The organism is Dactylococcopsis salina PCC 8305 (assembly GCF_000317615.1).
GTDB lineage: Bacteria > Cyanobacteriota > Cyanobacteriia > Cyanobacteriales > Rubidibacteraceae > Halothece > Halothece salina.
On the sequence record NC_019780.1, the window covers coordinates 1,856,065 to 1,879,578 of the forward strand.

The window sequence follows — 23,514 nt, forward strand, 5'->3', positions numbered from 1 at the left end:
AAAAGTCCATTGGTTGGTTTAGTAAGGCAAGAGGCAAGAGGCAAGAGGCAAGAGGCAAAAGGCAAGAGGCAAAAGGCAAGAGGCAAGAGGCAAGAGGCAAAAGGCAAGAGGCAAGGTGCGTGACGATTGAACAATCAATGAACTTGCATTTTTACCTGAACTTAATCGCCTCAAATCCTTATTTGGTAAAACTTTCAGTTTCCCAACAGCAAACCCTATCTAAAAAGTAGGTTGGGTGGAGTTTACGAAACCCAACAACAATATTCGTTATTTGTTATTCGTTATTTGTTATTCGTTATTTGTTCACTGATTACTGGTCACTGGGAGACGTTCCTGTTACTGAGCGGCTCGAGTGAGCCTCGCCGAACTCTTGTCGAAGTATGGCACGTCTCTACGCGAAACCCAACACCAATCACTGTTTTAAATGGGTCGCCTGGGACTCGAACCCAGAACAAATCGGTTAAAAGCCGAGTACTCTACCATTGAGCTAGCGACCCGTGCCTAAGCCTTAACTTCGCACATTTACTAATAGTAGCACCCTAAAAACACAAGTGGCAAGTCCTCACCGCAAAAAAATCAAAAAAGTTTAATCTCGTTGACGACAGAGACGATCGTAAGCGATTTGGAAATCTTCGGCGGTGATTTTAACTTGTGTGGGATCAGTTATTCCTTGTGATGTAGCATTTCTCACCGCCGCTAAAGCCGCCTGATTGCTCAATAATTCCAGATCAGCCCCATTCCAGCCTTCAGTTTTTGCCGCCCAGACTTCTAAATCAACGTCACTGAGAGGGCGATCGATGCTGTGAATCCTTAAAATAGCAAGACGGCTGTTAAAATCTGGTCGAGTGACTTGTAGCTGTAAATCGAAGCGCCCCGATCGAAGCAAAGCAGGATCAAGCGCCTGATAACGATTTGTCGCCGCCACCACTAAAAGCTCGCCTCCGTCAACCATACCATCAATTTCGGTTAAGAGTTGTCCCACCACTCGATCGCTTACGCCAGAATCCCCTTGATAACTCCCTCGCGCGGGGGCTAAGGTATCAATTTCATCAATAAACAACACACAAGGCGCAACTTGTCGCGCCTTACTAAACACCTCTCGCACCGCTTCTTCACTGGCACCTACCCAACGGTTGAGCAATTCCGCCCCTTTAATACTAATAAAATTTGCCCCTGCTTGAGAAGCCAACGCCTTCGCCAACAACGTTTTTCCTGTGCCAGGTTCTCCCCATAATAAAACCCCTCGTGGTGCTTTCGCTCTGGTTTGTTGATATAATTCAGGATACAATAACGCCCCTTCCACCGCTTCTCTCAGGGTGCGTTTAATCTCCTCTAAGCCGCCAATTTCCTCCCAACTGACTTGGGGCGTTTCTACCGCTACTGTGCGTAAGACGCTGGGTTTTACAGCTTTGAGGGCGGTTAAAAAGTCGCTTTGGGTTACTTTCACCTCATCGGGGAGAGTAATCGCGTCTAAATCACTGTTTTCTAGAGAAACTGTTTTCCTCAAGACAGTATAAGCGGCTTTTTGGGTTAATGCTTTTAAGTCAGCGCCCACAAATCCCACCGCTAGACTCGCAATTTCGTCTAAATCTACCGTCTCCTCTAAAGGCATTTTCGCCGTTAATACCCTTAAAATTGCCGCTCGATCGCCGCGATCGGGAACACCAAACACCACTTCGCGGTCAAAACGACCCGGACGACGTAACGCGGGATCGAGATGGTTAGGACGATTGGTCGCGCCTAAAATTACCACCCCAGGGGTATTAGTGAAACCATCCATAAGGCTTAATAATTGTCCGACGACTCGTTTCTCCACTTCTCCCTCGACTTTAGCGCGATCGGGCGCGATCGTATCCAATTCATCAATAAACAAAATACAGGGAGCATTTTTCGCCGCTTTTTCAAACATTCCTCGCATTCGCGCCTCTGCTTCCCCGTAGTATTTACTCATAATTTCCGATCCCACCAAAGCGATATAATTCACCCCCAAACTTTGCGCCAACGCTTTCGCTGTGAGGGTTTTTCCCGTGCCAGGTGGTCCCACTAAAAGCACCCCTTTTGTTGCGTCTAAGCCTAATTTTTCCAGCCATTGCGGACGTTTTAAGGGAATCCCCACTAATTCCGTTAATTCTTGAATAATGCTTTTTAAGCCTCCCACTTGACTTAAAGTGATCGAGGGAGGCGTTTCTTCTGTCTCTTCTGCGTCAGAAACGGTAGTTGAAGAATCATTAAAGTTTTCCACACCAATTCCTTCTTGATTAGGGTTATTTCTACGGGGAATATTGCCTTGAGAGGGGATATTCGTTAATGGACGGCTATTAATGCGAATATCCGTTTTTAGTTCCCCTTTTTCCACTTTATCTTCTAGGGTTTTTGCGAGTTCGAGTAAATCTTCAAAGCCTTTAAAGAATTTTTCCATCGTTACAACTAGTTACTGGTCACTGAATCAACGGCACGGTCACGATAACATTACAGAGGTAGTGGTGCAGTTTAAATTACGTCCCCCATCTTAAAATAATAATGACCCAACCTCATCTTACTCTTACTTTAGGTGATCCTGCAGGAATTGGACCCGAAATTGTCTTAAAAGCACTGGCTGATGAACGTTTAAAAGATTATTGTCAAATTACAGTAATTGGCAGTCGATCGGTGCTAGAGTCAACCTATCAACAGCTACATTCTCTCACGGAATTAGTCTCTCCTGATCAAATCTCGATTTGGGATGTTCCTTTGTCCGCCAAAGATGACCTTAAAACTGGAATGGGAAACGCCGCGACTGGAAAAGCCAGTTTTGCTTATCTCAATACCGCCATTGAACAAACCATCGCGGGAAACTTTGATGGGATTGTCACCTCACCGATTGCAAAATCCTGTTGGCAACTCGCAGGACATGATTATCCAGGACAAACAGAAGTCTTAGCACAAGCCACCGATCGAGATCAGTTTGGAATGTTATTTGTCGCTCGATCGCCCCACACGGGTTGGACATTACGCACCCTTCTCGCTACGACACACATTCCTCTCCAACAAGTCTCGCAGACGCTAACCCCTGCCTTAATGACCCAAAAGTTAGACTTACTGATCGAGACGCTCCAAGAAAATTTTGACATTAAACAGCCACAAATTGCCATTGCAGGTTTAAATCCTCACAGTGGGGAAAACGGACAATTCGGAACAGAAGAACAAGACTGGTTATTTTCTTGGTTGGAACAAGCACAAACCACCTACCCAGATGTCAAATTAATCGGTTTAGTTCCTCCCGATACCCTTTGGGTAAAAGCGGGATTAGCTTGGTTTCAAGATCAAAGCCAATCCCCGATCGATGCGTACCTTGCGTTATACCACGATCAGGGTTTAATTCCAGTCAAACTCATGGCATTTGACCAGGCAATCAACACCACCATTGGTTTACCCTTTATTCGCACCTCTCCCGACCATGGCACCGCCTTTGATATCGCAGGGAAAGGGATCGCCCGTTGCGACAGTCTCAAAGCCGCGATCGAGTTAGCCGCTCAATTAACGGGAACAAAATCATAACCTGTACCCGAACGAGAGGGATTCGCGGGTTGGACTTCCACCATCATTAAATCCCCGTTGCGATCGCCCGACGGGAGAAACTTCACGGATTCTATCACCCCTGGGGTGGAAAAACCATTACTGGCAAGCGTGTTTTGAATCCCTCCACGAGTGGGCGACTGATTAACTGTTCCAGAATGCGAGATAATTCATCTCGTCCTTTTAATTCTTCAATGCGAGAGACTACCTTTCCTTGATCAAATAAAATCAGAGTTGGTAAACTTTTCAGACGATAAGTATTCGCTAATTTAAAGTTATTATCGGCATTTACACTCACCAATTTAATTTCTTGATCCCAATTTTGTTGAAAACTGGTTAGAGTGGGCATAATTAAGTGACATAATCCGCACCAAGGCGCCCAAAAATTAACGAGAGTGGGTTGTGAAGCGTGAAGCACTTCTTGAGAAAAATTATTTTCGTTAACGGTAGCAACCATACAATTTATAAAGTTTTATTAAAGTCGATCAATTTCGCTTTTGGATCATGCTACATCGAATTGGGATCAAACCGCTAGGGGAGTTCCCCGCTTTTTTTGGCAACAATTGATTTTAGCCCCCTAACCCCCAAGTTTGGGGGAACTACTGATTTTAGCCCCCTAACCCCCAAGTTTGGGGGAACTACTGATTTAGCCCCCTAACCCCCAAGTTTGGGGGAACTACTGATTTAGCCCCCTAACCCCCAAGTTTGGGGGAACTACTGATTTTAGCCCCCTAACCCCCAAGTTTGGGGGAACTACTGATTTAGCCCCCTAACCCCCAAGTTTGGGGGAACTACTGATTTAGCCCCCTAACCCCCAAGTTTGGGGGAACGACTGATTTTAGCCCCCTAACCCCCAAGTTTGGGGGAACTACTGATTTTAGCCCCCTAATATCAGGTTCGCTCGATCAATGATAAAGAGTAGGTTGGGTGAAGCGAAGCGAAACCCAACACGCATTATAAGCAATTACCCGAACTTGATATAACCCCCAAGTTTGGGGGAACTACTGATTTTAGCCCCCTAACCCCCAAGTTTGGGGGAACGACAGGAGAGTGTTGCAGAAATTAATGAAAGTAGAATAACAATGTTTAAGAATTTTATAGATTAAACAAAAATTGTGTGGTTTAAATTGAGTGGAAAAGTACCTCAAAATTTCTCATCATCAGGGATATAGCAGTTATTAACTCGATTTTAAAAAACAAAAATGAGCAGCGTTCATCTGAGACAATGCAACTTAACTGCTTATGGAGAGTTGAAAAAATTAGTCTATGAAACTAGCTTATTGGATGTACGCGGGTCCGGCTCATATTGGGACACTCCGCATTGCTAGCTCGTTTAAAAATGTTCATGCAATTATGCACGCTCCTTTAGGAGATGACTACTTTAATGTGATGCGATCGATGCTGGAGCGCGATCGCAACTTTACCCCCGTTACAACCAGCGTAGTCGATCGCAACGTTCTTGCACGAGGATCACAGGAAAAAGTTGTAGATAATATCACCCGTAAGGATGCAGAAATTCACCCTGATTTAACGATTTTGACTCCCACCTGTACCTCTAGCATTCTCCAAGAAGACTTAGAAAACTTTGTCCAACGCGCACAACTGGATAGTGAAGGGGATGTCATGCTTGCGGATGTCAATCATTATCGGGTGAATGAACTCCAAGCCGCCGATAAAACCCTCGCCCAAGTCGTAAAATTCTACTTGCAAAAAGCACAGAAAAAAGGTGATATTGCCACAGAAAAAACCGCAAAGCCTTCTGTGAATATTCTCGGACCGACAACGTTAGGGTTTCATAACCAACATGATCTCACCGAATTAAAGCGGTTAATGGCAGATTTAGGGATTGAAATTAACCAAATTGTTCCCCAAGGTGCGTCCGTCCATGAATTGAAAACCCTTCCCCAAGCATGGTTTAATTTAGTTCCCTATCGGGAAGTGGGACCAATGGCGGCACATTATCTAGAAGAAACCTTTGGTATCCCTTCAGTGGAAGTGACTCCGATGGGAATCGTGGAAACCGCGCGTTGTATTCGTAGCATCCAAAAGATTTTAAATGATCAGGGTGCGACAGTGGATTATGAAGAGTACATTGATAATCAGACACGGTTTGTTTCTCAAGCCGCTTGGTTCTCCCGCTCGATCGACTGCCAAAACCTAACGGGGAAAAAAGCAGTGGTTTTTGGGGATAACACCCACGCGATCGCCATGACCAAGATTTTAGCACGAGAAATGGGCATCCGTGTCGTTTTAGCGGGAACTTACTGCACCTATGATGCAGACTGGTTTAAAGAGCAAGTTAACGATTATTGTGACGAAGTTTTAATCAGTGAGGATAACGGCGCCATTGGCGACGCGATCGCGCGGTTAGAACCCGCCGCCATTTTCGGAACACAAATGGAACGTCACGTCGGGAAACGCATCAACATTCCCTGTGGTGTTATTGCCGCCCCAATTCACATCCAAGACTTCCCCGTTGGCTACCGTCCTTTCTTCGGTTATGAAGGAGCAAACCAAGTGGTTGATTTAGTTTATAACTCCTTCACTTTAGGCATGGAAGATCATCTCTTAGAAATCTTCGGCGGACACGACACCAAAGAAGTGATTACCAAAACCGTTTCTGCTGATTCCGACTTAAACTGGACAAAAGAAGGATTAGCAGAATTAAATAAAGTCCCTGGTTTTGTGCGTGGTAAAGTAAAGCGAAACACCGAAAAATATGCACGGGAAAATAACATTGAGAACATTACAGCAGAAGTAATGTATTCCGCCAAAGAAGCCGTCGGCGCGTAATCCAGTAGGGTGGGCATCGCCCACCTTGATTTAATACTAAGCAAGTAGGGTGGGCATCACCCACCTTAATAAAAGAAGCAAGTAGGGTGGGCATCGCCCACCTTGATTTAATACTAAGAAAACCGATTACCATTCACCGCTACAATCGAGAATGGAACAAAGAGAGGAGAACATAAAACATGGATCAAAAAACGATCGATACCGTTAAATCTACCGCCCCCTTAGTAAAAGAAAAAGGCAACCAAATCACCGAAAGAATGTATGAAATTGCCTTTAACGAGCGCCCAGAATACCGTAGGTTTTTTGAAAATACACACATGAAAAGTCCCGAAGAAGGACGCAAACAAGCGAACAAACTAGCCGCTTCTGTTTATGCTTATGCCAGTCACATTGATGAATTAGAAAAAATCAGTGGTGCAGTAGAAAGCATTGCTAAAGCTCATGTTAACACTCGCGTGATTGCGGAACAATATCCTGTCATTGGGGAATGTTTATTAACCGCAATGAAAGAAGTATTAGGAGAAGAAACCGCAACTCCTGAAGTAATGGCAGCATGGACAGAGGCTTATAATCGTTTAGCCGATATCTTTATTCAGAGAGAAAAAGAAATTTATCACGAACAAGAAAAAGAGATTGAGGCAAAATTTGCTCAAGGTTAACTCGATTCTCATTAAAAATCAGAGCCAAACGTAGGTTGGGTGGAGAGCAGCGAAACCCAACACAAATTAGTCATTGGGAAAACTACTCTCTTACTAATCACGAAAGACAAACGACAATCATGTAGGTTGGATGTACCCAGCGCGAAACCCGACACTAATCGAAACCATTATCACCAGAGAACAAATAACCAATGACCAGTGTTAAGGTTGGTTAATGAACCATCTATGAACACTCTCACCAAAAGAAATAATATGAGTTCTTCCCCTGATCAATCCAAAAGAAAAACTTGGATATTAATCGTCATTGGTATCATTGTTGTCGCCTTTGTTGGTGTTTCCGTACTTCCCTTTATTAATAGTGGTGGAAACGAACCACAACAAGCTAATAATCCTACCTCTTCTCCCGAAGTTCAACAGCAACAAGAAGACTTAGACGCTCAAGCAAGAGGCTACGAAGCTGTCTTAGAAAAAGAACCCGAAAACGAAAGCGCTTTACAAGGATTAATTGAAGTTCGGATTCAACAAGGGGACATTGAAGGAGCATTAATTCCCTTAGAAAAACTGGCGGATTTAAATCCTGAACAAGAGGCTTATCGCATTCTTTTAGCACAAGCGAAACAGCAAACTGGAGACTTAGAAGGAGCATCCGATGCTTATCGTTTCATCTTAGATGAAAAACCAGGTGATACTCAGGCCTTACAAGGGCTCGTGGATTTATTATTACAACAAAATCGCCCCGAAGCTGCGATCAGTGAGTTAAGAAATACTCTCGAAACCGCCGAAAATAAAGAAACAGAAATTGATACCACAGGCGTTAAATTATTATTAGCGCAAGTCTATGGTCGAACCGAAAAATTTGACGGCGCGATCGAACTTTATCGCGAAGTTGCTAACAATAATCCTGCTGATTTTCGTCCTGTTTTAGGACAAGCATTAGTACAACAAAGAAAAGGTAACGAAGAAGCCGCGAAACCTTTATACGAGAAAGCCTTTAACTTAGCACCCGCACAATTTAAAGACCAAATTAAACAAATGACTCCCCTTCTCACCGATGAAAATACAGCCCCAGAATCAGAAAACACTGAGGAATAATTATTAGGGGATTGATTTCCCCCCTTTCAAAGGGGGGTTAGGGGGGATTTATTGTAACTTGACTTTTCCAAAATGGTATTATTTAGGGTTTGCTGTTAAGAAGCTAAAAGTTTTACCAAATAAGGATTTGAGGCGATTAAGATATTAGTAAAAATGCAAGTTCATTGATTGTTCAATCGTCACGCACCTTGCATCAAAACCTTAAACTCCTACCAATCAATTAACCCTCTTGCATGCAAGCCTTTTGCCTCTTGCCTTACTAAACCAACCAATGCACTTTTTCAGCAAGCCCTATTTAAACTGATCTTTTGCCTTTTCAAACGCCTGATTTAACTCATCCCAAGCAGATTGAAAACCGGACTTAACCTCATCCCATGCCTCACCAGTTGCTTCTTGTAAATCATTGAGTCGCTGTTGTAGCGCCTCTTTTTTTTCCTGAAGCTGGTTAATTTGTTGGTCTAATTCTGCTTTTCTTTCCTCACTAGCTTGGGATGCTTTTCCTTTTAACTCATCAATTTTTGACCCCATTTCTGCGAGTTTTTGTTCCATTTCGCCTTTAGAATTTGGTTCTGACATTTTGCCTCCTAATTGTTGTCTAGAAAAGTTTAGATAAATTATACAGTGATTTTACCAATTTAAAGCAATCCCTCCTCAAAAATAACAGATAAAATACTCCAATGCTTGCTACAAATAAATTCCATCAATTTCCCCCAAAATTGGGGGTTAGGTTTTACCCTGAGCGGCTCGAGTGAGCCTCGCCGAACTCCTGTCGAAGGGGGGCTAACCCTATCTAGCCAAGTTTTTAGAATTTCAGATAAGATCAGCATTACCCACCTGATCCCATTATCATTAGTAGGGATGAATCACCAATAAAAATCAAGGAGAAAACTTAAATTATGCACCGTATCGCAGCCACCCCTGGCGGTTGGAATCCCGACACCGAAGGCGTTGTTTTTATTGAACAAACCCCAGCCCCAATTATTATTTTAACCGCAGCCGATACCGATATTCAAATGTTAGCAACCGCCGTCAATCAGCTTCCTTCTGATTTTCCAGAAGTGCGAGTTGCAAACATCTTAAACCTACAACAAGAATTGAGCATCGACACCTATGCTGATACTGTTTTAAGTCAAGCTAAAGTCATTATTTTACGCCTATTGGGAGGACGTGCTTATTGGTCTTATGGTCTAGAAGTGGTTAAGGAAATCGCAGCAGAAAACGACATCTTATTATTTATTTTACCAGGAGACGATCGCCCTGACCCCACATTAATCAGTCACTCCACTGTTTCCCTTTCTCTCGTCAACAAACTTTGGCATTATTTCATCGAAGGAGGAATCGAAAATTGTCGTCATAGTTTACAGTTTGTTGCTGATTTAGGTTGTGGAAAAAACTATCAACCTCCTCAAGTGAAATCTGTTCCTCGCGTTGGCATCTATTCCTCTCCTTTTCTTCCCAAAACAGAAACCACTCAAGGAAACATTGCGATTCTTTTTTACCGCGCTCATTATTTAGCTGGAAACACCGCACCCATTGACTTGTTATGTGAGAAAGTCGCACAGAAAAACTTATCTCCTCTTCCCATTTTTGTCTCCGCTTTGAGTCAAGAAGAGATACAAGCTGAGGTTTTAGAATACTGTCAAAATGTAGAACTGATTTTGAATACAACCAGCTTCTCTTTAGCGAAGTTTGGGGACGAACAGCAAAGCAGTTTTTGGCAACAGTTAGGTGTTCCCGTTTTACAAGTTATTTTAAGCGGGGGAACAAAACAACAATGGGAGGATGGAATGCAAGGCTTAAGCCCTCGTGATGTTGCCATGAATATTGCCCTTCCTGAAGTCGATGGACGCATTATTACTCGTGCGATTTCCTTTAAATCATCTCAACAGTGGAATCAACAATTAGAAACCGATGTTGTTGGATATGAACCAGTGATCGATCGCGCGACTTTTGTCGTTAATCTCGCTCAAAATTGGGTCAATCTTTCTCAAACTCCCAACTCCGAAAAAAAAGTCGCCTTAATTCTTGCCAACTATCCCAACAAAGACGGTCGAATTGCTAACGGAGTCGGTTTAGATACCCCCGAAAGTTGTGTCAAAATCTTACAAGCCTTACAAGCAGATGGTTATACAATTTCCTCCCTTCCTCAAACAGGAGATGAGTTAATTCAATGGTTAACTGAAGGCATTACCAACGACTCAGAAGGATGGTCTTATCGTACTGTTAAACAAGCTCTTTCTCTAGCAACGTATCAAGATTATTTCGCCACCCTTCCTGAGAAAGTCCAATCAGAAATTACGCAACGTTGGGGAGAAATCAAAACAAAAACTTTCCCCATCCCAGGGATACAACTGGGGAATATTTTTGTCGGAATACAGCCCTCTAGAGGATACGATCTCGACCCCACCTTAAACTATCATTCCCCAGATTTAGAACCCACTCCCAACTATCTCGCCTTCTATTTTTGGTTACGATATCAATTCCAAACCCAAGCCATTATTCATGTCGGAAAACATGGCAACTTAGAATGGTTGCCTGGTAAAAGTATTAGTCTCAGCAACACTTGTTATCCCGAAATTACTCTCGCTTCCCTTCCTCATTTTTATCCCTTCATTGTTAATGATCCAGGAGAAGGATCACAAGCCAAACGTCGCGCTCATGGGGTAATTTTAGATCACTTAACTCCTCCGCTCACTCGTGCCGAATTATATGGAAAATTGCAACAATTAGAAGGCTTGATTGATGAATATTATGAAGCACAAACGCTCGACCCTTCTCGTCTTCCTTTAATCGCTGATAAAATTACCGATTTAGTCACCTCCGAAAACCTCCATCAGGATTTAGGAATGGCTGAATTTGATCGAAACCGCATCAGTGAATTTCTCACCCTCGCTGACGGTTATCTTTGTGAATTAAAAGAAGCACAAATTCGAGATGGATTACATATCTTTGGACAATGTCCTCAAGCCAGACAATTACGAGATTTAATTCTCTCCATCGCTCGTTCTCCTGGGAACAATCATCTAGGAATCACTCGATCGATTGCTCAATCCTATCATCTCAATTTCGATCCACTAACTGACGACTATTCCCTCCCCTTTTCTCTTCCTAAAACTCACGCTTCCCTTCCCGAAACCTTAAAGGAAAACTTATCTCACTGTCGCCTTATTGGTGATGCTGTAGAAGCCATAGAAATCGCGGCCGCCAAACTCATTGAAGATCATATTCTTGAAAATAAATCTTTCTCTTCTCTCCCTTCTCCCCTCCAAAAAGAATTAACTTGGATACAAAACCATCTTCTTCCCAACCTCCAACTGACTCCTGAAGAAATTAAACATTTATTACAAGGATTAAACGGAAAATATGTCTCTCCAGGCGCTTCTGGTGCGCCAACGAGAGGACGACCTGATGTTTTACCCACAGGACGTAATTTTTATTCTGTAGATATTCGAGGAATTCCCACCGAAACTGCTTGGGATGTGGGAAGAAAAGCAGCAGAAATGTTGATTGAACGCTACACCCAAGACAATGGAGAATATCCCCAATCTTTAGCGATTTCTGTATGGGGAACATCTACCATGCGAACGGGTGGTGATGATATTGCTCAGGCGTTTGCTCTCATGGGAGTAAAACCAATTTGGGATGGCATTTCTCGCCGCGTTGTTGACTTTGAAATTATCCCTTTATCCGTCTTACAACGTCCTCGGGTTGATGTTACTTTACGCATCTCAGGCTTTTTTAGAGATGGGTTTCCCAACCTCATTAATTTATTCAATCAGGTGACAGAAACGGTTTCCAATTTAGAGGAAAATTCCCAAGATAATCCCCTCGCAAAACAAGTTCAAACTGAAACAAAATATTGGCAAGAACAAGGGTTAAGCCTAGAAGAAGCAAACGCTCGATCGCGCTATCGAATTTTTGGCTCGAAACCTGGCGCTTATGGAGCAGGTTTACAAGGTTTAATTGAAGCGCAAAATTGGCAAACCGATGAAGATTTAGCTCGTGCTTATATCAACTGGAGTAGTTACGCTTACACCGAAAAAGGTATCGGAAAAGCAGCACCAGAAGCCTTGACTCAACGCTTAGAAAACTTACAGGTTGTTCTCCACAATCAAGACAACCGAGAACATGATTTATTAGACTCTGATGACTACTATCAATTCCAAGGTGGATTAACCGCCGCCATTCGTTCGATTACAGGGAAAAATCCTCAGACTTACTTCGGAGATAATTCCCTGATGGAAAAACCAAAAGTCAGACAATTAAGTGAGGAAATTACTCGCGTTTATCGCTCTCGTGTTGTTAATCCTAAATGGATGGAAGGGGTAATGCGTCATGGCTATAAAGGAGCGTTTGAAATGGCGGCAACTGTTGATTATTTATTTGCTTATGATGCTACCGCTCAATGTGTAGAAGATTATATGTATGAAGGCATCGCTAACGCCTATTTATTTGATGAAACGGTTCAGACTTTTTTGCAGAATAAAAATCCTTGGACGATGCGAGATATTGCAGAAAGATTGTTAGAAGCAAATCAACGCGGAATGTGGAATAATGCACCCACCCAAATGTTGGCAGAATTAAGAACGATTGTTCATCAAGCAGAAGCGGTGGTTGAGGAAAAAATGTAGTCTTTTTCTGTAGGGGCGTTCGATTTATTCACTCATGGTATTACTTATTCTTTGATGACTTGCCAAATAACGAATAACTAATAACAAATAACAAATAACGAATAACTAATAACAAATAACAAATAACAAATAACAAATAACAAATAACAAATAACAAATAACAAATAACAAATAACAAATAACAAATAACAAATAACAAATACCAAATAACCAATCAAGAGAAGCCAGAAAAGGGCGAAATTTTTTTTCAGGGGTTGCGCTCGATCGAGTTTCCTGATAAAGTATTTCTATATAATGGGAAGTGTTGCCAATTTTAAAACACGCCCCTGAAAGCAAGAAAACTCGTTCCTAATATCCCCCCTCCCCGTATTGACAAGCCTCGATCGAGCATCAGAATTTAAAGAAATCCTGAAGACTTACCATAAGTGAAAACAGTGGGCAAAATCTAGAAAATATGGTAGGCAAATGAATCCTCATGTTGAATAAAGCATCATTCCCATTCCACGATACCTTTTTCGCCAACACCAATGTTCCTGAGCCTGTCGAAGGATAACAAATAACAAATAACAAATAACAAATACCAAATAACAAATACCAAATAACCAATCAAGAGAAGCCAGAAAAGGGCGAAATTTTTTTTCAAGGGTTGCGCTCGATCGAGTTTCCTGATAAAGTATTTCTATACAATGGGAAGTGTTGCCAATTTTAAAACACGCCCCTGAAAGCAAGAAAACTCGTTACTAATATCCCCCCTCCCCGTATTGACAAGCCTCGATCGAGCATCAGAATTTAAGGAAATCCTGAAGACTTACCATAAGTGAAAGCAGTGGGCAAAATCTAGAAAATATGGTAAGCAAGCCGATTTCAAGGTTGAATTAAACATCATCCCCAACCCCCACACCGAAAGAAGCCAGAAAAGGGCGAAATTTTTTTTCAAGGGTTGCGCTCGATCGAGTTTCCTGATAAAATATTTCTAGATAATGGAAAGTGTTGCCAATTTTAGAAACTGCCCCTGAAAGCAAGAAAACTCGTTACTAATATCCCCCCTCCCCGTATTGACAAGCCTCGATCGAGCATCAGAATTTAAGGAAAATAATTAAGAAAACGATAGGAAACAGTGATGGGCAAAAACGGAAAAACGTGGTAAGAAATTTAAAATTGAATAAAAGATCAAGCAACCGATCGAGAAAAGACTCGCTTCGATCGAGCCAGTGGCTTTATGATGGGGATGTGTGGTGTGAAGTGAAGTGAAAGGAATAAGATGACTGCTCAAAGCCAACTTATCTCCGTTAAGGTGTTACGAGGCGCAATCAAACGTAAAGTTGACCCCTTACTGGTTCGTCAAAAAAAAGACAAAAGCATTGCCCTTGTTGCCCAAGATGGAGAAATACTCAAAAGACTATTTGACATTGCCTTCTCCAGCGTGGTGCTAGTAATAGGTTCGCCCTTATACTTACTTCTAGCAATTCTGATCAAAATCAGTTCACCAGGTCCAATTTTTTATATTCAAGAACGGATCGGCAAAAATTATAAAGCATTCCGTTGTATAAAATTTAGAACCATGGTCAAAAACGCAGATGCGCTAATGGAGCGTCTGTTGCTAGAGTATCCCGAATTAGAACAAGAATATCAAGAAAACTTCAAACTGAAAGAAGACCCGCGAGTGACTCCCATCGGGAAATTTCTTCGCTATACCAGCTTAGATGAACTCCCTCAGTTTTGGAACGTCTTAAAAGGAGACATGAGCGTTGTCGGTCCCCGTCCTCTCGTGCCAGAGGAACTGTATAAATATGGTCGTCATATTGGTAAGATTTTAACCATCAGACCAGGCATTACAGGATTATGGCAAGTTTCAGGACGAAATGACATTCCTTATGAAAGACGAGTGAACATGGATGTTTATTATGTCAACTTTCGGAACTGGTTACTGGACCTTTGGGTCATCATAAAAACCATTGGGGTAATGCTCCTCCCTCAAGATAACGGGGGATACTAAATGAATGGTTTGTGAAACAAAGGATAAATTAGAAAAGATGACCGAAAGCAAAACGGCGTTAATTACTGGAATTACAGGTCAAGATGGCTCTTACCTAAGTGAATTGTTGCTGGAAAAAGGCTATGAAGTGCATGGAATTATCCGTCGCACTTCCACCTTTAATACTGACCGCATTGATCACATTTATGTTGATCCTCATCAAGAAGAAGCCAGACTATTTCTGCATTATGGGGATTTAACCGATGGCACAACTCTACGGCGGTTATTAGAAGCAGTGAAACCCATTGAGATTTATAATCTGGGAGCGCAGTCTCATGTCCGCGTGAGTTTTGACTCCCCAGAATATACGGTTGATACCGTAGCAATGGGAACATTACGCTTATTAGAAGCTATCCGCGACTATCAACATCGCACTGGGATTCAAGTCAGATTCTATCAAGCCGGTTCATCGGAAATGTTTGGGAAAGTGCAGGAAATCCCCCAAAAGGAAACTACCCCGTTTTATCCTCGCAGCCCCTACGCTTGCGCGAAAGTGTATGCTCATTGGCAAACCGTGAACTATCGAGAATCTTATGATTTGTTTGCCTGTAATGGCATTTTGTTCAACCATGAAAGTCCTCGACGTGGCGAAACCTTTGTTACTCGCAAAATTACCCGCGCTATCTCACGGATTTTAGCAGGACAACAAAAGTTCCTGTATATGGGGAATTTGGATGCTAAACGCGATTGGGGATACGCTAAAGATTACATTGAAGCCATGTGGTTGATGTTGCAACAAGACCAACCCGAGGATTATGTGGTCGCCACTGGCGAAACTCATTCGGTGCGGGAATTTCTCGAACTTGCCTTTAGTTATGTGAATCTCAACTGGGAAGATTATGTCCGCTTTGATGAACGCTATTTGCGTCCAGCAGAAGTGGAATTATTAATCGGTGATCCCGCAAAAACGAAAGAAAAATTGGGTTGGCAACCTTCTGTTAATTTTGAAGAGCTAGTTCAATTGATGGTAGATGCTGATTTAGAGGCTTTAGGCTTAACGCCGCCAGCCACTAAAAATGGCAAATTAATTCAGGATAACGCTTATATCCGTCAAAATGTGGGTTCAATGTCTTATTAATTAAATCATTCGCATCCTCACCAAATCGGTGAGGAACTTTTTTTGGGAGGATAAAGAAGAACAATGTTGGAATTGCAAGAGAAACGAATTGTTGTTACTGGCGGTGCTGGCTTCTTAGGGCGACAAGTGATTGATCAGTTGGTGAAAGCAGGAGCGCAAGCAGATAAAATTACTGTGCCTCGATCGAGCGACTGTGATCTCAGAGACTTTAGCAACTGTCAAAAAGTTTCCGCTCAACAGGATATTATCATTCATCTCGGCGCCCATGTGGGAGGAATTGGCTTAAACCGAGAAAAACCCGCCGAACTCTTCTATGACAACCTAATGATGGGAACACAACTAATTCACGCCGCCTATCAAGCAGGAGTGGAAAAATTTGTCTGTGTCGGAACGATTTGCGCCTACCCCAAATTTACCCCAGTTCCCTTCCGAGAAGATGACTTATGGAACGGCTATCCCGAAGAAACCAATGCTCCCTATGGCATCGCCAAAAAAGCCCTTCTCGTGCAATTAGAAGCCTATCGCCAACAATATGAATTTAATGGCATTTACCTACTTCCTGTTAATCTCTATGGACCCGAAGACAACTTTAACCCCGAAAGTTCCCACGTGATCCCAGCTTTAATTCATAAAGTCCATCAAGCGCAAAAAAAAGGGGAAAAAACCCTTCCTGTCTGGGGAGATGGCAGCCCCACCCGAGAATTTCTCTACTCCACTGATGCTGCCAGAGGAATTGTCATGGCAACTCAACATTATGATGAACCAGACCCTGTTAATCTCGGAACAAACGAAGAGGTAGTCATTAAAGACCTTGTGGAATTAATCTGTGAACTAATGGACTTTCAAGGGGAAATTGTTTGGGAAACCGACAAACCCAACGGTCAACCCCGTCGCTGTTTGGATACCCAACGGGCAAAAGAACGGTTTGGTTTTACCGCAGCAACAGCATTTAAACAGGGACTAAAGAATACAATTGACTGGTATCGAGAAAATGCTGATTAAAGCATTAACGAAACTGATATCCTCAACTCCAGTCTTGTTGTATGGTTAATTAGGAGAAATTCTGTAAAAAAAAGTATGACTTTTGATCAATCCATTTTGAAGGGGATAACAACTGATTTCCTACTAGCAACGGCGGAAGAAGAAGCCGCGCAACCTGAAGGATCATTGATTCTCGCCAGTGTTCTTTTGAGTTTAGTTGCGATTTATATCGCCAGCAAAATCGGGGGCGAACTTTGTTCTCGAATTAATCTTCCTCCCGTTTTGGGAGAGTTAGTCGGTGGTGTGGTCATTGGGGTTTCGGTACTGGGGTTACTGGTGTTTCCAGAAACGGGAGCAACAGCCGAGGATTCCCTGATGATGGCATTTTTAGCACGAACCACTGACTTAAATCCCAATACCGCCGAAGCGGTGTTTGAAGCACAAGGAGAAGTGATTACCATCCTGTCAGAGTTAGGGGTGGTGATTTTACTCTTTGAAATTGGTTTAGAATCAGACCTCAAAGAACTCTTGCGAGTGGGTCCGCAAGCGGCTGCGGTGGCGGTAACAGGTGTCCTTGCGCCCTTTGTGGGAGGAACTGCGGGGTTATATTACGGCTTTGGTGTACCTGCGATTCCTGCGGTTTTCGCTGGGGCGGCTTTAACGGCGACCAGTATCGGCATTACGGCAAAAGTTTTGTCGGAATTGGGACGGTTAAATTCTAAGGAAGGACAAATTATTATCGGGGCGGCGGTCATTGATGATGTGCTAGGGATTATTATTCTGGCGGTGGTTGCTAGTTTAATTAAAACGGGCAATATTGAAGTCAGTAATGTTCTCTACCTAGTGGTCAGTGCCGGAGCATTTTTAGTGGGAACTATTTTGATTGGACGTTTCCTTAGTCCCTTTTTGGTGGGAATGGTCAATGAAATGAAAACCCGAGGACAGTTATTATTGACGGCTTTGGTGTTCGCCTTTGCTTTAGCTTATATTGCGACGGCAATTAACTTAGAGGCGATTTTAGGGGCGTTCGCTGCGGGTTTGGTTCTCGGAGAAACCGAAAAACGAAAAGAGTTAGAAGAACAGGTGGTTCCCGTTGCTGATATTTTAGTTCCTGTGTTCTTTGTTTGTGTGGGCGCAAGAACCGATTTAGGGGTTTTAAATCCTGCTGTTCCTAGTAACCGTGAAGGTTTGATTTTAGCGGCGTTTTTGATTACAGTTGCCATTATTGGTAAGGCAATTGCAGGCTATACGATTTTTGGTCGTCCCGATATTAATAAATTGGCCATCGGCGTGGGAATGATTCCTCGCGGTGAAGTGGGATTAGTTTTTGCAGGGGTAGGGGCCGCTAGTGGCGCTCTCTCCCCAGCAACGGAAGCGGCAATTATTGTCATGGTGATTGTCACCACATTTATTGCTCCTCCCTTTCTACGAGTGGTGTTCCCAGATGCTTCCCCTGAAGAAACAACAGAAACCTCAAAGCAAGAAGGAGGCTAAGATAACAGAAAAATTCTGCCAGGTTGAGATAAACTGATTGGTTAACTGTTACGGTTATGCTAAGTGCCTATAATTGTTGAGGGCGCGATCGAGCGTGTGAGGAGTTAAGAGTGGTGAAACGAGCCTTATTATTAGTTGGTTCTCTAGTCGCAAGTGGGTTAATGGCAGCCCCCGCCGAAGCGGGAAAGCTCAAGTTCTGGCGGTTTGATGAAGACAACAACCGTCTGCTTTTTCAAACCGAAGATCGGGTACAACCCAAAGCACAATTGATTTTTAATCCGACGCGGGTGGTGATTGATTTGCCCAGTACCACCCTCGGTCACTCTTTGGTCAATCAACCGGTGGGAGAGGTGGTTAAAGAAGTGCGAGTGGGTCAGTTTAACCCTGATACCACTCGCATGGTGATCGAATTAGCCCCCGGTTATGCCCTAGACCCAGAAAAAGTGAAAATTCGCGGTGACAATGCCAAAGCCTGGTCAGTGGAGTTACCCCCTCCCCAACGTCAAGCACAAACACAGAGAGCTTCTTCTCCCCCGAAACAGGATTTAAACACAAGGGAGAGACGCTCTCCGTTATTGGAAACGAAAGCCTCTCCCGAAGAAACGCTCGATGAGATTGATCATCCCAATCTACAAGTCACTCGTAGTGGCTTGTTATTGCGCTTAGATGGGACGCCAAGACAAGACATTAAAGTGGAACGGAGTCAAGATCAAAAACGGATTTCCTTTCGTATCCCCAAAATTAACTTGCCTTCAGAATTACCACCAGTTTTACCCATTAGGAATTATGGCATCAGTTATGCCGAATTTAAGTCGAATCCTCGTCAGTCTTCAGTAGAAATGATTCTCCATGTCAATGAAGACAGTCCCAACTGGCAAGGGTTTCCCACGTTAAGTGGCTTGGTTTTATTACCAGAAGGAGGCATGAAAGCGGTGCGTGAAGGTGTACCTAGTCCGCAGCTTCCGCAATGGGTACAGAAAACCATCGAAGAATCCCAGCGCACGGTTATTGAAGCGGTAGATTTAGTGGAGAATCAGTTATTGATTCGGGCAAATCGTCCAGTGACAGGAACGGGAAACTGGGATCGCTTCAGTGGCGTTTATGAAATCAGGATTCCCAAAGCAGAGTTAGCTGAACCTGTACAGGGACCCCCTTTAACTCGTAACAGTCCAGTTTCCCAAATTCGGGTGCGTCAAGAGGATGAGGAAACGGTTGTGGTACAGGTGCAAGCCTCGCAGGGGGTGAGTATTTCCGATCAACTCAATCAACCCAGTGAAAGCACCCTTGCCATTGCTTTGCGACGGCTACAACCGATCGCGCCTAGAAACAATCGCTCCCCTCTCGGTAATGTGAACAGTCAACCGCAAGCGATTCGCGTCCCTGAAACTCGCCCTGCTCCCTCTCCTCCTCCCTCCCCCAGGCTTAACGAGAATCAAGACGGATTACTGGTGGTGTTAGACCCTGGACATGGGGGTAAAGACCCAGGTGCGGTGGGAATTGGTGGGTTACAAGAAAAAAATGTTGTCCTACCGATTTCTCATCATGTTCGTAAAACTTTAGAAAGTAATGGCTTACAGGTGAAGATGACGCGGTGGGACGATCGCTTTATCAGTCTCGCGGGACGATCGGAAATGGCAAACCGTTTAGATGCGGATTTATTTATTAGTATTCATGCCAATGCCATCAGCATGAGTCGTCCAGATGTGAATGGGGCAGAAACCTTTTATTATTCCAGTGGTCGTGCTTTAGCACAGGCGATTCAACGCCGTATTATTAGCCAGATGGATATGCGCGATCGAGGCGTAAAACAGGCAAATTTCTACGTTTTACGAAACTCAGCCATGCCCGCGGTTTTAGTAGAAGTGGGATTTGTCACTGGACGCTTAGATGCCCCTCGTTTGGCTGATCCTAAATTCCGTCAACGCATGGCAGATGCGATCGCTGACGGTATTTTACAATACGTTCGACAAACTCAATAAACGCAGACTAAAGATTAACTTGCTGACTAACGATTTACCCCAACCCTCTCCTAAGCAAATGACTTCTAATTCTCCCATCGGCGTTTTCGACAGTGGTTTAGGTGGCTTAACCGTTTTACGGGAAATTTATCAACAACTCCCCCAAGAATCCATCCTTTATTTCGCTGATACGGCTCGTCTTCCCTATGGCACTCGCTCCCATCAAGAAATTTTGCACTTTTGCCGCGAAATCTTAAATTGGATGACGGCTCAAAATGTGAAAATGGTGATCATGGCTTGTAATACTTCCTCCGCACTCGCTCTCGAAACCGTGCGATCGGAGTTTGACATCCCCATTTTAGGGGTGATCCTCCCCGGAGCGCGAGCCGCAGTGGCAAAAGGGAAACGCATCGGGGTGATTGCGACTCCTGCGACAGCTACCAGTAACGCCTATCGACAAGCGATTTTAGAAGTGAATCATCAGGCGAAGGTGTGGCAAGTCAGTTGTCCAGAATTTGTCCCTCTCATTGAGCAAAATCGACTGAATGATCCTTATGTGCGAGAAGTTGCTCAACGCTATTTAGCCCCCCTACAAGAGAAACAAATTGATACCTTAGTATATGGATGTACCCATTATCCCTATCTCGCGCCTGTATTAGGGGATATTCTACCAGCAACCACCCATTTTATTGATCCAGCCCAGCACGTGGTTGTGGCAGCGGAACGGGAATTAGAATTGATGGGGAATAAAAATCTCGATCGACCCACTCCCACTCGTTTTTGTGTCAGTGGCGACGCAGCACAATTCGCCCATCGATCGCGCCATTGGCTCGGTTGTACACCGCTTGTCGAGCAGATTCAGTTACCCACCTTAGTAGAAAGTTGCCATAGCACATCTCTACATAATTGATTGATGTTGGGTTTCGCTGCTCTCCACCTCACCTACAATCTGTGTTGGGTTTCGCTACTCTCCACCCAACCTACAAGCTGTGTATTGTTAAAGAAAGTGTACGGGAAGTTATGCGAGAAGAATGGTTCAAGTTTTTTGAGATGCTCGTTCCTTATGTTGATGATGAAGAACAAGCCGAAATTGAAACAACTTTTTTACCTGATCAGTTTCAAGAAGATGACTTTATCAACATAACCAAATTGGTTGCTAATGAAAATAGAGATCAGTAAGTCAGCAAACAAATTTTTAGAAAACAGGGGTTAAGCAGTATCAATTGATTATTAATTTTTTGTCCTGATTGTAACTATTCACTATACAAAATATAATAATATTTGTATTGAGAAGAACTTTATCGGACATTCGCTTGTTCTCGGTTAAATTTGAACCCTTTAGTGTTTAAAGAGATGGCTTGAAATGGTTTTTTGGGGCGAGGTTCGGTTGAAGTTTCTCTCAATTGCGAATCGTCTATGATCAGAACACGGACGCTTTTTCCTTCCCACTGACTTCCATATTCGGGAGGAAGGATAACAGTTTGGTTCTGGAGAATCGTTGTAAATTCAATTGCTTCCATAATTAAATTCTATTCATGTGCCTATTTAATAATTAGCCTATCACATCTGTCGCTACCTCATAGCTGTAAGACCGTAGGGTGGGCATTGCCCACCCTACAAGATGTAACTATAGATAATGACTACAATTCCTGCTTTTAATCGTTTCCGATAACCAATATCAATTAGTTTAATAATCGAAATCGCTTCTCTCGTTCCGATCGGGATGCCAATTTTGGGTAAGAAATGACTGCGTAAAAACCGTTTTAATAAAATGGTAACGCCAAACGTCGCCACCACCAAAACCAACTTCCAAATCACCGTAAAAGAAATGGCATCCATGACAATCCCAAAAAGATTTTATCTCTTAACCTTTCTCGCTGCTTGATGTAACAAGTTGCGGTTGTTGCTTTTCTAATGCGGTTAGGATGGCTAAAAATTCTTGTTCAAACCCGACTTGGGCGCGATTTGTTTTCCCTCCTAAATAAAGAGAATTATCCACTTTTAACGCCCAAATTTGTGAGTGAGAAACGTAACTCATTACCACTCCCACCATTAGTAAACCAAAGCCAGTATAAACGATCGGAATCCCTGGATCAGCTTTAATTTGTAATCCAGTTGAACCAATTAATTTTTGCACTTTTAGGGTAATTCCTTCCACTTCAATTCCCATCCCTGGACGTACCACACCCGTTAATTTTCCCGCCGTATCATACACCAAAAGCGTCCCTTTCAAGTCACGAGTCAGCAAAGACACCCCTTGACTGAGATCAGGTTTAATGGGAACCCATGTTCCCCATAAATTCCCCTCTCCTTCCTGATTTAATTTCGCCATAGGAAGTCTAAAAATGGGACTATTATTAATCTGTACTGTTACCGCCGCAATTCCCCAGTCGGTTTGATAAAAAGTAACTCCGTCGTAGCGTAACGGTTGATTGACGTGGATGGTTTCTTGTTTCAATTCGTTTCCTTTGAGATCAACCACTGATAAGTCGGAGTAAAACTGATCAATCTCTCCTTCTTGTGTATAATCAATCCAAAAGTCATTAACTCGCACTTGCCAATCTTGGGGAATTTGCGCCTTAGACAGTTTTCCCGCTTCAAAAATGTTCTTGACTTGAAACGTCTCTCCAGTGGCGACCATTTCCTGCGCCATAAAACCTGTAAAAGCGCCCCAAATCGCACCAACAAGGATGATTAACATACTAATATGAACCACAATCGGACCAATACGTCCCATGATTCCTTTCCTAGCGTAAAGTTGGTTTCCCTCTTGAAAGATTTTGTAGCGGTGTTGTTTTAATTCGGGGATGAGTTGGTCGAGGGTGAGGTATGATAATTCGGTACTGAGGGCGAGTTTTTCAAACTGACTGGGACGTTTATAATACTGCCAACGTCGTGCTGATTTTAAGGTGGGAAGTTGACGGGTAAAGCTACAGGCGGTTAAACTACTTCCGAAAACTACTAGAAGAGTGACAAACCACCAAGTGGTATAAACATGATCTAAGCCTAATGTTAGAATCACTTTCCAAGAGAGAAATCCCAGAATAGCGGGGTCTTCTGGATAGTTGTTTTGGTAGAAAGAGACACTTTGTCCTTGTTCGATAATTGTACCCGAAATGCTGAAAAGGGCGATCGAGAGCAGTAAAATAATGGCTAAACGTAGATCAGCTAAACCCGAGATTAATTGCCGCCAGCCTTGTTTAAAAGTGATTTGAGTCATTGTTATTAACGATACTTA

The 23,514-nt window shown here is 43.2% G+C and carries 21 protein-coding genes and 1 tRNA gene; 12 read left to right on the forward strand and 10 right to left on the reverse strand.

Annotated features, from left to right (window positions below; translation table 11 throughout):
* Positions 1–425 precede the first annotated feature (425 nt).
* Together DACSA_RS09160 and DACSA_RS09165 are read right to left on the reverse strand one after the other, a co-directional pair.
* A tRNA-Lys gene (locus tag DACSA_RS09160) sits at positions 426–497 on the reverse strand.
* An 89-nt stretch (positions 498–586) separates the two neighbouring features.
* A complete protein-coding gene (locus DACSA_RS09165) occupies positions 587–2,419 on the reverse strand; it encodes an AAA family ATPase (protein WP_015229482.1) in 1,833 nt (610 codons plus the stop codon).
* A 101-nt stretch (positions 2,420–2,520) separates the two neighbouring features.
* Between DACSA_RS09165 and pdxA the strand changes: the two genes are divergently transcribed.
* A complete protein-coding gene (pdxA, locus tag DACSA_RS09170; RefSeq protein ID WP_015229483.1) occupies positions 2,521–3,537 on the forward strand; it encodes a 4-hydroxythreonine-4-phosphate dehydrogenase PdxA in 1,017 nt (338 codons plus the stop codon).
* 94 nt (positions 3,538–3,631) lie between these two features.
* On the opposite strand, the gene DACSA_RS09175 is transcribed toward pdxA, so the two are convergent.
* Positions 3,632–4,012 carry a thioredoxin family protein gene (locus DACSA_RS09175; RefSeq protein ID WP_015229484.1) on the reverse strand — a complete coding sequence of 127 codons (381 nt, stop codon included), beginning with the start codon at positions 4,010–4,012 and terminating at the stop codon, positions 3,632–3,634.
* A gap of 809 nt (positions 4,013–4,821) precedes the next feature.
* Here DACSA_RS09175 and bchB point away from each other — a divergent pair.
* The 3 genes from bchB to DACSA_RS09190 all read left to right on the forward strand — a co-directional run bounded on the left by bchB (position 4,822) and on the right by DACSA_RS09190 (position 8,099).
* Positions 4,822–6,348 (forward strand): ferredoxin:protochlorophyllide reductase (ATP-dependent) subunit B, encoded by a 1,527-nt coding sequence (gene bchB, locus DACSA_RS09180; RefSeq protein ID WP_015229485.1) that lies wholly within the window; start codon positions 4,822–4,824, stop codon positions 6,346–6,348.
* A 179-nt stretch (positions 6,349–6,527) separates the two neighbouring features.
* A complete protein-coding gene (locus DACSA_RS09185; protein WP_015229486.1) occupies positions 6,528–7,007 on the forward strand; it encodes a globin domain-containing protein in 480 nt (159 codons plus the stop codon).
* Positions 7,008–7,232: 225 nt separating this feature from the next.
* Positions 7,233–8,099, forward strand: coding sequence for a tetratricopeptide repeat protein (locus tag DACSA_RS09190; protein WP_015229487.1), 867 nt, complete (start codon positions 7,233–7,235; stop codon positions 8,097–8,099).
* 291 nt (positions 8,100–8,390) lie between these two features.
* Here DACSA_RS09190 and DACSA_RS09195 read toward each other — a convergent pair whose 3' ends face one another.
* Positions 8,391–8,675 carry a sll1863 family stress response protein gene (locus DACSA_RS09195; RefSeq protein ID WP_015229488.1) on the reverse strand — a complete coding sequence of 95 codons (285 nt, stop codon included), beginning with the start codon at positions 8,673–8,675 and terminating at the stop codon, positions 8,391–8,393.
* A 320-nt stretch (positions 8,676–8,995) separates the two neighbouring features.
* On the opposite strand from DACSA_RS09195, the gene cobN reads away from it, so the two are divergent.
* The gene (cobN, locus tag DACSA_RS09200) at positions 8,996–12,730 is read left to right on the forward strand and encodes a cobaltochelatase subunit CobN (RefSeq protein WP_015229489.1); all 3,735 of its coding nucleotides are present in this window, start codon (positions 8,996–8,998) and stop codon (positions 12,728–12,730) included.
* Between the two features lie 105 nt (positions 12,731–12,835).
* On the opposite strand, the gene DACSA_RS20550 is transcribed toward cobN, so the two are convergent.
* The 3 genes from DACSA_RS20550 to DACSA_RS20560 all read right to left on the reverse strand — a co-directional run bounded on the left by DACSA_RS20550 (position 12,836) and on the right by DACSA_RS20560 (position 13,752).
* Positions 12,836–13,066: a hypothetical protein gene (locus DACSA_RS20550; RefSeq protein WP_156800741.1), complete on the reverse strand. Its 231-nt coding sequence runs from the start codon at positions 13,064–13,066 to the stop codon at positions 12,836–12,838.
* Between the two features lie 137 nt (positions 13,067–13,203).
* On the reverse strand, positions 13,204–13,458 hold the full coding sequence (locus tag DACSA_RS20555) for a hypothetical protein (protein WP_156800742.1): 255 nt from the start codon (positions 13,456–13,458) through the stop codon (positions 13,204–13,206).
* Between the two features lie 147 nt (positions 13,459–13,605).
* Positions 13,606–13,752 (reverse strand): hypothetical protein, encoded by a 147-nt coding sequence (locus tag DACSA_RS20560; RefSeq protein ID WP_156800743.1) that lies wholly within the window; start codon positions 13,750–13,752, stop codon positions 13,606–13,608.
* Between the two features lie 239 nt (positions 13,753–13,991).
* On the opposite strand from DACSA_RS20560, the gene DACSA_RS09210 reads away from it, so the two are divergent.
* The 7 genes from DACSA_RS09210 to DACSA_RS18275 all read left to right on the forward strand — a co-directional run bounded on the left by DACSA_RS09210 (position 13,992) and on the right by DACSA_RS18275 (position 21,455).
* Complete coding sequence (locus tag DACSA_RS09210; RefSeq protein ID WP_015229490.1) at positions 13,992–14,726, forward strand: sugar transferase; 735 nt, start codon at positions 13,992–13,994, stop codon at positions 14,724–14,726.
* A 37-nt stretch (positions 14,727–14,763) separates the two neighbouring features.
* On the forward strand, positions 14,764–15,843 hold the full coding sequence (gene gmd / locus DACSA_RS09215; protein ID WP_041235789.1) for a GDP-mannose 4,6-dehydratase: 1,080 nt from the start codon (positions 14,764–14,766) through the stop codon (positions 15,841–15,843).
* A 63-nt stretch (positions 15,844–15,906) separates the two neighbouring features.
* The gene (locus DACSA_RS09220; protein WP_015229492.1) at positions 15,907–16,845 is read left to right on the forward strand and encodes a GDP-L-fucose synthase family protein; all 939 of its coding nucleotides are present in this window, start codon (positions 15,907–15,909) and stop codon (positions 16,843–16,845) included.
* Positions 16,846–16,920: 75 nt separating this feature from the next.
* Entirely contained in the window at positions 16,921–18,318 is a 1,398-nt protein-coding gene (locus DACSA_RS09225; RefSeq protein ID WP_015229493.1) for a cation:proton antiporter, read from the forward strand.
* Between the two features lie 113 nt (positions 18,319–18,431).
* Entirely contained in the window at positions 18,432–20,297 is a 1,866-nt protein-coding gene (locus tag DACSA_RS09230; RefSeq protein ID WP_198007670.1) for an N-acetylmuramoyl-L-alanine amidase, read from the forward strand.
* Between the two features lie 58 nt (positions 20,298–20,355).
* A complete protein-coding gene (gene murI / locus DACSA_RS09235; RefSeq protein ID WP_041235411.1) occupies positions 20,356–21,186 on the forward strand; it encodes a glutamate racemase in 831 nt (276 codons plus the stop codon).
* A 110-nt stretch (positions 21,187–21,296) separates the two neighbouring features.
* A complete protein-coding gene (locus DACSA_RS18275) occupies positions 21,297–21,455 on the forward strand; it encodes a hypothetical protein (RefSeq protein ID WP_015229496.1) in 159 nt (52 codons plus the stop codon).
* Positions 21,456–21,574: 119 nt separating this feature from the next.
* Here the strand turns inward: DACSA_RS18275 and DACSA_RS09240 are convergent, their stop codons facing one another.
* The 3 genes from DACSA_RS09240 to DACSA_RS09250 all read right to left on the reverse strand — a co-directional run bounded on the left by DACSA_RS09240 (position 21,575) and on the right by DACSA_RS09250 (position 23,496).
* Positions 21,575–21,796: a hypothetical protein gene (locus DACSA_RS09240; RefSeq protein WP_015229497.1), complete on the reverse strand. Its 222-nt coding sequence runs from the start codon at positions 21,794–21,796 to the stop codon at positions 21,575–21,577.
* Positions 21,797–21,890: 94 nt separating this feature from the next.
* A complete protein-coding gene (locus tag DACSA_RS09245) occupies positions 21,891–22,115 on the reverse strand; it encodes a hypothetical protein (protein ID WP_015229498.1) in 225 nt (74 codons plus the stop codon).
* 25 nt (positions 22,116–22,140) lie between these two features.
* The gene (locus tag DACSA_RS09250; protein ID WP_015229499.1) at positions 22,141–23,496 is read right to left on the reverse strand and encodes a cytochrome c biogenesis protein; all 1,356 of its coding nucleotides are present in this window, start codon (positions 23,494–23,496) and stop codon (positions 22,141–22,143) included.
* Positions 23,497–23,514: the final 18 nt, after the last annotated feature.

Excerpts from the sequence above, each read along its gene's own strand:
- DACSA_RS09165 (WP_015229482.1), bottom strand. The coding sequence starts at position 2,419 with ATGGAAAAATTCTTTAAAGGCTTTGAAGATTTACTCGAACTCGCAAAA.
- pdxA (WP_015229483.1), top strand. The coding sequence starts at position 2,521 with ATGACCCAACCTCATCTTACTCTTACTTTAGGTGATCCTGCAGGAATT.
- DACSA_RS09175 (WP_015229484.1), bottom strand. The coding sequence starts at position 4,012 with ATGGTTGCTACCGTTAACGAAAATAATTTTTCTCAAGAAGTGCTTCAC.
- bchB (WP_015229485.1), top strand. The coding sequence starts at position 4,822 with ATGAAACTAGCTTATTGGATGTACGCGGGTCCGGCTCATATTGGGACA.
- DACSA_RS09185 (WP_015229486.1), top strand. The coding sequence starts at position 6,528 with ATGGATCAAAAAACGATCGATACCGTTAAATCTACCGCCCCCTTAGTA.
- DACSA_RS09190 (WP_015229487.1), top strand. The coding sequence starts at position 7,233 with ATGAACACTCTCACCAAAAGAAATAATATGAGTTCTTCCCCTGATCAA.
- DACSA_RS09195 (WP_015229488.1), bottom strand. The coding sequence starts at position 8,675 with ATGTCAGAACCAAATTCTAAAGGCGAAATGGAACAAAAACTCGCAGAA.
- cobN (WP_015229489.1), top strand. The coding sequence starts at position 8,996 with ATGCACCGTATCGCAGCCACCCCTGGCGGTTGGAATCCCGACACCGAA.
- DACSA_RS09210 (WP_015229490.1), top strand. The coding sequence starts at position 13,992 with ATGACTGCTCAAAGCCAACTTATCTCCGTTAAGGTGTTACGAGGCGCA.
- gmd (WP_041235789.1), top strand. The coding sequence starts at position 14,764 with ATGACCGAAAGCAAAACGGCGTTAATTACTGGAATTACAGGTCAAGAT.
- DACSA_RS09220 (WP_015229492.1), top strand. The coding sequence starts at position 15,907 with ATGTTGGAATTGCAAGAGAAACGAATTGTTGTTACTGGCGGTGCTGGC.
- DACSA_RS09225 (WP_015229493.1), top strand. The coding sequence starts at position 16,921 with ATGACTTTTGATCAATCCATTTTGAAGGGGATAACAACTGATTTCCTA.
- murI (WP_041235411.1), top strand. The coding sequence starts at position 20,356 with ATGACTTCTAATTCTCCCATCGGCGTTTTCGACAGTGGTTTAGGTGGC.
- DACSA_RS18275 (WP_015229496.1), top strand. The coding sequence starts at position 21,297 with ATGCGAGAAGAATGGTTCAAGTTTTTTGAGATGCTCGTTCCTTATGTT.
- DACSA_RS09240 (WP_015229497.1), bottom strand. The coding sequence starts at position 21,796 with ATGGAAGCAATTGAATTTACAACGATTCTCCAGAACCAAACTGTTATC.
- DACSA_RS09245 (WP_015229498.1), bottom strand. The coding sequence starts at position 22,115 with ATGGATGCCATTTCTTTTACGGTGATTTGGAAGTTGGTTTTGGTGGTG.
- DACSA_RS09250 (WP_015229499.1), bottom strand. The coding sequence starts at position 23,496 with ATGACTCAAATCACTTTTAAACAAGGCTGGCGGCAATTAATCTCGGGT.